Source organism: Chryseobacterium sp. MHB01 (genome assembly GCF_034651565.1).
Classification (GTDB): domain Bacteria; phylum Bacteroidota; class Bacteroidia; order Flavobacteriales; family Weeksellaceae; genus Chryseobacterium; species Chryseobacterium nepalense.
On the sequence record NZ_JAYEDA010000052.1, the window covers coordinates 1 to 479 of the forward strand.

The following is a 479-nucleotide window of genomic DNA, read 5'->3' on the forward strand; positions in this document are numbered from 1 at the left end:
CTTTGGGTTTGAATTCTATTTTCAATAAGTGATAAAAACTTTGAGACTTTGTTCTGCTCCTCAATGGAAGGAAGCGGAAGAATAATGTCGGAGAAATATGAATAGCTAATCATTTTGCCATCTCTTATTCCCTCTAACTTCCTATTAAGATGGGTTATATATTTTGGAGTTTTAAGGTAATATTTAAAAAAAATTCTATCTATTGATATACTAGGTCTCAATATAATATATGCTGGGCTACATATACCTTTGTACTTAGAATATTCAATACCTCCTTGAAAACTCCTTAAACTAATAATAAAATCTCCAACTTCTACAACTTTATAACTTTCAACACTTTTATCGGTAACGGTTATTTTAAAATCAATTAAATCTCTCGGAATAGCACCATAGTCTTGTGTTATTGCGAGAATAGGCAAATCAGAATTATGTTTTTTGTTTGAAATATTATCAAATATTTCATTACCATATTTAAAGTT

General features: G+C 28.6%; 1 protein-coding gene. It reads right to left on the reverse strand.

Going from position 1 to position 479, the window contains the following annotated elements:
- On the reverse strand, positions 1-479 hold a 479-nt coding region (locus U9K52_RS21210), incomplete at both ends, for a restriction endonuclease subunit S (RefSeq protein WP_322928029.1).